The organism is Streptomyces sp. NPDC004752 (assembly GCF_053601275.1).
Genome location: NZ_JBSGBN010000134.1, coordinates 20,374 through 27,795, shown reverse-complemented (window position 1 = coordinate 27,795; position 7,422 = coordinate 20,374). Strand labels below are relative to the sequence as shown.

Annotated in this window: 5 protein-coding genes; 4 read left to right on the top strand and 1 reads right to left on the bottom strand. The window is 64.6% G+C overall.

Annotation, left to right across the window (positions count from 1 at the left end):
- Positions 1 to 85 precede the first annotated feature (85 nt).
- The 4 genes from ACWEKM_RS37715 to ACWEKM_RS37700 all read left to right on the top strand — a co-directional run bounded on the left by ACWEKM_RS37715 (position 86) and on the right by ACWEKM_RS37700 (position 5,365).
- The gene (locus tag ACWEKM_RS37715; RefSeq protein ID WP_451625796.1) at positions 86 to 1,174 is read left to right on the top strand and encodes a LacI family DNA-binding transcriptional regulator; all 1,089 of its coding nucleotides are present in this window, start codon (positions 86 to 88) and stop codon (positions 1,172 to 1,174) included.
- Between the two features lie 26 nt (positions 1,175 to 1,200).
- Entirely contained in the window at positions 1,201 to 2,181 is a 981-nt protein-coding gene (locus tag ACWEKM_RS37710; RefSeq protein WP_451625795.1) for a thiamine pyrophosphate-dependent dehydrogenase E1 component subunit alpha, read from the top strand.
- Positions 2,178 to 3,188, top strand: a complete 1,011-nt coding sequence (locus tag ACWEKM_RS37705; RefSeq protein ID WP_451625794.1) for an alpha-ketoacid dehydrogenase subunit beta — start codon at positions 2,178 to 2,180, stop codon at positions 3,186 to 3,188. Before ACWEKM_RS37710 ends, ACWEKM_RS37705 begins: the two co-directional genes overlap by 4 nt.
- Positions 3,189 to 3,712: 524 nt before the next feature.
- Positions 3,713 to 5,365, top strand: a complete 1,653-nt coding sequence (locus ACWEKM_RS37700; protein WP_451625793.1) for a hypothetical protein — start codon at positions 3,713 to 3,715, stop codon at positions 5,363 to 5,365.
- A 481-nt stretch (positions 5,366 to 5,846) separates the two neighbouring features.
- Here the strand turns inward: ACWEKM_RS37700 and ACWEKM_RS37695 are convergent, their stop codons facing one another.
- Positions 5,847 to 7,304 (bottom strand): BNR repeat-containing protein, encoded by a 1,458-nt coding sequence (locus ACWEKM_RS37695; RefSeq protein ID WP_451625792.1) that lies wholly within the window; start codon positions 7,302 to 7,304, stop codon positions 5,847 to 5,849.
- Between the last annotated feature and the right edge of the window lie 118 nt (positions 7,305 to 7,422).

Sequence of the window (7,422 nt, the reverse complement as noted above, 5' to 3'; positions counted from 1 at the left end):
ACGGCTCGCACCCTTGGCCATGCACCCACCGGGACCGAGAGGTCACAACCCTACTCGTGAGGGCTGCAGAAAGGATGGTCCTCTAATGAGCGCCCAAGCAGCCGGCAACGGCACCTCTCCTCAGCCCAAGGGCCGCGCACGCCGAGTGAAGAATCCCCCGCCGACCACCGCGAACAGCACCGGCATGGCCCAGGTCGCCGAGCGCGCGGGCGTTGCCGTGTCCTCGGTGTCCCGTGTCCTGTCCGGGCACGCGGACGTCAGCGAGGCCATGCGGAATCGGGTCATGGCCGCTGTCGAGGAACTCGGCTACCAGCCGAACATGCTGGCGCAGATGCTGCGCCGCGGCGCCACCCGCACCATCGGATTCGTCGTGGGAGACATCTCCAACCCGCTGCTCGCCCAGATCACCCTCGGCGCAGAGGTCGCGCTGCGCGAGGCGGGCTACACGATGCTCCTGACCAACTCGGTCAACGACCCCACCCTGGACGCGGCCAACATCGGACTGCTCCAGCAACGGCGCGTCGACGGCCTGCTGCTGTCCCTGTCCGACGAGACCAGCGACGAGACCATCGAAGCCCTCGCCCGCATCGAAGCGCCTGCGGTCCTCATCGACCGCGAACTGCCCGCCTCCAGCGGCGCCAGTGCCGTGTTCTCCGACCACCGTGCCGGCATCACCCAGGCTGTGGCCCACCTCGTGGAGCTCGGGCATCAACGCATCACCCTCATCGCCGGATCGCCCCACGTGCGCCCCACCCGCGAACGCATCAACGCGCTCGAGGAGGCGGTCGAGCAGTATCCCGGTGTCGTCGCACAGGTGCGGCCCGGCGCCTTCACCGAAGCACACGGCCGGGCCGCCACTCGGGAACTTCTGGACAGCCGCCGACCGCCGACCGCCCTGATCGCGGGCGGCAACCAGATCCTGGTGGGCGTCATCGGCGAACTCACCGGACGCAAGGTCGCCATTCCCCGTGAACTCTCCCTGGTCACCTGCGACGACGTCCCCCTGGCCCAGTTCTTCACCCCCGCCCTGGCCACCATCCGCCGCGACCCGTACGAGATGGGAACGGTCGCGGCACGGCTCCTGCTCGACCGTCTGGGCGGCGCGGAACCCGACACGACCACCCTGCCCGCTGTCTTCCACCCGGCGGCCAGCTGCGCTCCCCCGCGCTCATGAGCCCGCACGACGTGAGGAGTACCCACGTGACAACCGCACCACCCAGCACGGTGAGCGAAGCCGACCTCCTCGGCCTGCTGCGACGCATGCACGAGATCCGCTTCTTCGAGGACACGGTCAAGGACTGGTTCTCCCGCTCGCTCGTCCGCGGCAGCACCCACCTCTACCAGGGGCAGGAGGCAGTCTCCGTCGGCATCACCGCAGCGCTGCGATCCGGTGACACCACTACCTGCACCTACCGCGGACACGGCACCGTCCTGGCCCAAGGCGCGCCCCTCGACCGCGCCTTCGGCGAGATCCTCGGCAAAGCGGACGGCCTGTGCGGCGGCAAGGGCGGCTCCATGCACCTCACGGACTTCAGCGTGGGAGCACTGGGCTCCTTCGCCATCGTGGGCGCACACCTGCCGATCAACACCGGCGCGGCCTGGGCCGCTCAACTCCTGAGAACCGGCGCGGTCAGCGTCTCCTTCTTCGGCGACGGCGCCGTGAACATCGGCACCTTCCACGAGACGCTCAACCTCGCAGGTGTGTGGAAGCTCCCGGTGATCTTCGTCATCGAGAACAACCTCTACGGCGAGTACTCCCCCATCGCCACCACGACGGCCAACACCGACCTCGCCGAGCGCGGCGCCGCCTACGGCATGCCCGGACTGCGCATCGACGGGAACGACGTAGTGGCCGTGCGCGAGGCGGCCCGCACCGCCGTGCAAAGGGCCCGCGACGGATACGGCCCGACCCTGCTGGAGGCCATGACCTACCGCCAGTCGGGCCACTCCCGGGCCGATCCCGCCGTCTACCGTCCCGAGGGCGAACTGGACGCGTGGCTGGCACGCGACCCCCTGCTCCTCGCCGAAGAACGAGCCCGTGCACTCGGCGTACACCAGGACGAACTCGACGCCGTCCGCGACCGTGCCGCAACGGCCGTACAAGAGGCCGCCGAAACAGCCCTGTCGTGGAAAGACCCTGCCCCGGAAGCCCGCTTCGACGACGTCTGGACGCCCCGATGACCGACACCCTCACTACCCCACAACTCGTGCAGCTGAACTACCGCAAGGTGATCGCACGAGCCCTCGCCGACGAACTCGAACACGACCCCACCGTGGTCTTCCTGGGTGAGGACGTCGGAGTAGCCGGCGGAGCTTTCAAGACGACGACGGGACTCAAAGAACTCTTCGGTGACCGCGTTCGCGACACACCGATCTCAGAACAGGCAATCATCGGCACCGCCGTCGGAGCCTCCCTGATGGGCCTGCGGCCCGTCGCCGAGATCATGTTCGCCGACTTCGCGGGAGTCTGCTTCGACCAGCTGGTCAACACCCTCGCCAAGTACCGCTACACCACAGGCGGACAGGCCAGAACGCCCGTCACGGTCAGGATGTGCAACGGGGCCGGCTCCGGCTTCGGCCCACAGCACTCGCAAGCGGCGGAGAACTGGTTCCTCAACGTGCCCGGCCTGAAGATCGTGGTGCCCGGCACGGTCCCCGACCTGTACGGGCTACTGCGCTCCGCGATCCGTGACGACGATCCGGTGCTGGTCTTCGAGCACAAGAACCTGTTCGCCATCAAGGGCGAGGTCCCCGCCGAACCCGATGACGCCTTCCTCGTCCCCCTCGGCGTCGCCGATGTCGTACGCGAAGGCACCGACCTCACACTGGTCGCGACTCAGCAGATGCGTCACCGTGCCGAAGAGGCCGCCCGCGTTCTGTACGCACGAGGCGTGTCCGTTGAGATCATCGATCCTCGCACGCTCGTGCCGTTCGACTTCGAGACGGTGACGACGTCACTGCGCAAGACGTCGCGGCTGATGGTCGTCCAGGAGGGCCCGCCCGGCGGCAGCTGGGGCGCCTCACTGATTTCCACCCTCACGACTCAGCACTTCGAACTGTTCGACGCACCCCCCGTGCTGCTGGCCGGCGACCCCACACCGGTTCCGTACTCCGGCATCCTGGAAGAAGCCCACTTGCCGGACGTGAACCGCATCGTTGATTCCATCGAGCAACTCGTCCGGTACTGACGCCGGGCTCCGATGTTGCGCTGTACAGGCCAGCAACTGACTGTGCAACGGCCTGCGACCGTCCACATCTTCTCGTGGATATCACACGGTTGATATCGGACTGTTCGTGCAACTCAATTCACGGGGCCGCGGGATGCTGGCGCCTGATAGCCCAGGAAGGTGTACGCCGCGTTCTTCACACCGCGCTCCGTGATGCCGCGCGCCGACCACCCTGAATGCTGGAGCGCCCCTTGCGCATTGAGCTCACAGGGCTGCGGCTTCCTGATTGCGGATCGGTCAACATCGTCCAATAATTTCCCAACCTCGTGCCAGCGACGACAATTGCGCGCGACTAAGGTCCGTAACACGAAATTCCCGCGGTCTTAACGGGCGCCGCGATGTCGTGCAGCGTGGCCGTGGGCCCGTTCTGTGATCAGAGTGAAAACCGAGTCGATTCGTGGAGGTTAGCTATGGTTGCTCGCAGGTCGGATTCTTCTTCGGGTGGCGGCGCGAGTCGTAGAGATCTGCTCAAGGCAGCAGTTGCGGTGACCGGTGGTGCCGCGCTGGGGCTCTCAGGCGTGCCGGTAGCCGCAGCGGCCGGTAAGCCGCGATCCCGTGCCGGGCGAACGCTGGTCGGAGCGATTCGCTGGGATGCCTACGCGGGCGGGCAGACCATGCATGGAATGGGCACCAACCGCATTCTGTCTCCCGAGAAGTTCCGCTTCCGGATGCCGTTCTTCTCCAAGATCACTGTGCCCAACCCAGTCCTGCTCGACCAAGGATTCGACACGGAGACGACGGGTGCTGCCCCGTCCGGCTGGACCGTTTCGGCGGGCACCGGCACCAGCGTGACGGTCGTGCAAGGGCCCGATCGCGAGGGAAAGAGCGTTCATCTGCACGACACCTCCGCCACGGGGACGGCGACGATGGCGCGCGCATTTGCCGCCCAGAACAGGGCCATCACCCTGCGGTGGGACTGGAAGGAGACGGCCGCCGGCGGCTGGTCACGAGCGCTGGTCACAGGCGGATCGACTACCGTCGTCGACATCGCCACCCAACGGGATGCCACTGGCAAGCAACTCGCGTACCGCACGCCCTCCGGCACATGGCAGGTCCTCCAGACCATCGCAGACGACACCTGGTACTCGATCAAGGTCACCGTCGATCCGACGCCGCCCCAGAGCGCTACGCCGTGGGTGGACATCTTCGTCGGCGGGGTGCGCAAGGCTCACCACGTCCCGCTGCTCGGCTCCCCCGCCTCATTCGACAAGCTGCACTTCCAGACCAATCCGACCCAGACCTCTGATCTGTATGTCGACAACGTCAACGTCGTGGTGACCGAGTCTGTCAACTGCGAGGGAACCAGTCAGGAGGTCATGGACCAGGAAATCCGGTACGCAGCCGCGGCCGGGATCGACTACTGGGCCTTCGACTACTACCCGCAGCAGCCGTTGGCGCGGGCTCGAGAGTTGTACCTGTCCAGCAAACTGAAGAACCAGGTCAATTGGTGCGCCATTCTGGACGGGAACTTCATGGCGCAGTACGACGCGAATCTAACGGAGCTTGTGGCGCGGTTCGGCGAGTCGAACTACCAGAAGGTCCTTGACGGTCGCCCGCTCGTCTACTTCTTGAACAATGCAACCGCTGAAAAGGTCGCCAAAATGCGGTCGAAGGCGACCAGCGCAGGGTTGCCCAATCCCTACATCGTGGTCATGGGATGGACCGCGCAGGGCGTGGCAGACGTGAAGGCTACAGTTGGGGCCGATGCGGTGAGCCGCTATGCGACGGGACAGACCAACGGGGCACCGTATTCGTCACTCACCAGTCTTGAGACGAGTTTGTGGTCCGATTACGCAGGTGCGGCCGGGCAGGTCATTCCGACAGTGTCAACCGGTTGGGACCCGCGGCCGATGTACGAGTACCCGGTGCCGTGGGGGGTCCAGCCTTCCGACGATTACCTGGGCCTCAAGGACCAGTGGACCCAGCAGGCGACGCCGACGGACATCGCAAATCACCTCGGGGACGCGATCAGTTGGACCAATTCCCACTCGGCGAATGTTCCCGCGAATGCCGTCCTCATCTACGCATGGAACGAGCACCTCGAGGGAGGGTGGATCTGCCCGACTATGCACGAGATGCAGAATTCCGGCAGGCCACTGCGCCTGGACGCCATCGCCGGAGTCCCCCGAACCGCCTGACCTGAGCAAGCCATACCACCCCCAGCGGGCTAGCCTCAATACCAGTGACTTAAGGAACTTGGTTCCAGCTTCGGGGGACTTTGGTCGGTGGGTTGATCGGCCCGGTGCGCCAGTGCGGGGCGATGGCCAGTGTCTGGGCGGGGTGCTGGGTGCGTCGGGTGGCTTCCCGTTCCAGGACAGATAGCTGACGGCTCCTGCGAACTGGCTGGATGTCTTGATGACGATGGTTGAGCCGCCGGCTACTCCGCTGATCGTCGCATCTCCGGATGCCGGCGTGCTTGCCGTTTCCGTGCCAGCCGCCGGCGGTGCGAGTAGCGCTAATCCCAGGGCGCCAATGATGGCCATAATGGCGATTCGACGTGCCATGGTGTTCCTCCTGATCGCTCGTACTACCGTCGTTTGCTTTGTGCTTGCAGCTGAGGGCGCGTCACCTGCGTGAGGTCTGGAGGCCCCCTCAGCTCGGCTCTTCACCAGCAGGTCACTACCGCGAGTCAGCCTTGATGTAGTAGACGCGGAGCTTGCCGGCAGTCGGCCATTCGGGGCGCGGCTGGTCGTTGTTCGAAGGCATCGCCTCCCACCTCAGCACGTACTTGCCCTTCTTCTGAGGCCCGGCCAGATCAGCAGAAGCAAAAACCTGTATGCCGGGGAAGTCGGACTCCGGAGTCAGGAACCCGGCGGGATAGCGCGGGGTGGGCACCTCGGCGATCGGATTGAGGGAGTCGTCGAGAATCATCGACTTGTGGTCGTCATTGCATGTGTAGTCGAGGCGGAGCGCGTTGTCCCCGAGCGGGACAACCCCCTTCACCGTGATCGGAACGGCCAGCGTTCCGGAACCACCGATATCGAATCGTCCCGCCCACTTGCTGACCTGCGTGGACGTCCACCCGCCCTTACCGTCAGGCCGGGTAACGAACATCTGCGTCGAGCCATCGGCGGCGTACTTGTAGTACGTGATGGTCACTCGCCCCTGGTTGTCGAATCCGAGCTTCGTTTGGTTGTTCAGAACGCCCCCAGACGTGGGGATGTCGTCCACCACTTCTCCATTCCCATGGGTCAGCGGCAGTTGCAGGGGCCTGCCGTTGCTCGTTTCCCAGTGCACCAGGTCCTTGCTCTTCATGTACGAGAGTCGGCTATTGGTGCTGGCGTCCGTAGACCCCATCCGCCAGACGTAGGCGATGTGGAAGTAGCCGTCCGGACCGAGCTGCGGCCCCTCGTAGTACGCGCTAGCTGTATCGCCGCCAGCGAAGAGCGGGGTGTCGAGAAGTTTGCTCCATTTCCCTGTGGAAGAGTCGAGCTTGTAGAAGATCGTGTCGCCCCGGCCGCTCGACCCATTACGGAAGCTGAAGATCAGCTCGCCGTTCGGTCCCTTGATAAAGCTGGGATATGTGACCTTTTGCTCAAGACTCGAGTCGACGAGAGTGGGTACCCGACGCAGGGTCGAGATATCACCGGGATTTGTTGTGGAGTAGAACTCCATGGGCACCACGTGCATGTTTCCGGACACATGGAGATTTCCCTTTGCATCGACGGCTAGCGTGACGTAGTTGTGCGAGTCCCATCCGAGTTTCGAATCGAGTTTCTTGTAGTGCCAGTCACCGCGGGGCAGGGTGCGCTTTCCGACGGTCATCCGGCGATCCTCGTCATAGTATGCGACGTACTGGACCTTCCCGGAGGTCAGAAGACTTTGGGTGACGGGGTGACCTGCCCAGGTGTCGCCGACCGTACTGACCTGCTTGATCTTTCCCGGTCCGCCCAGGTCGTAACTGGGGCCGCTCATAGGCGTACAGGTCAGGGGCGGGAGCGGCTGCTGCCCGTCGGCGTACGCCGTGGGGGTGGGGATTGCGATGAGAACTCCCCCAAGGATGAGCAGCGCGCTGCTACATACTCCGAAGGGTCGCCGAGACCTTTTCAAAACTGGATTCATGAGATTCTCCGTCACCGGCTGGACATTCCAGCCTATTGCGGGTCGATCGATTCACTTTGAGTAGAATTGCGCACACACCAAAGCACCAGAGCGGCTTCTTGCGCAGAAAGCAAACATTCCGGTTCGCGGGCAG

Excerpts from the sequence above, each read along its gene's own strand:
- ACWEKM_RS37715 (WP_451625796.1), top strand. The coding sequence starts at position 86 with ATGAGCGCCCAAGCAGCCGGCAACGGCACCTCTCCTCAGCCCAAGGGC.
- ACWEKM_RS37705 (WP_451625794.1), top strand. The coding sequence starts at position 2,178 with ATGACCGACACCCTCACTACCCCACAACTCGTGCAGCTGAACTACCGC.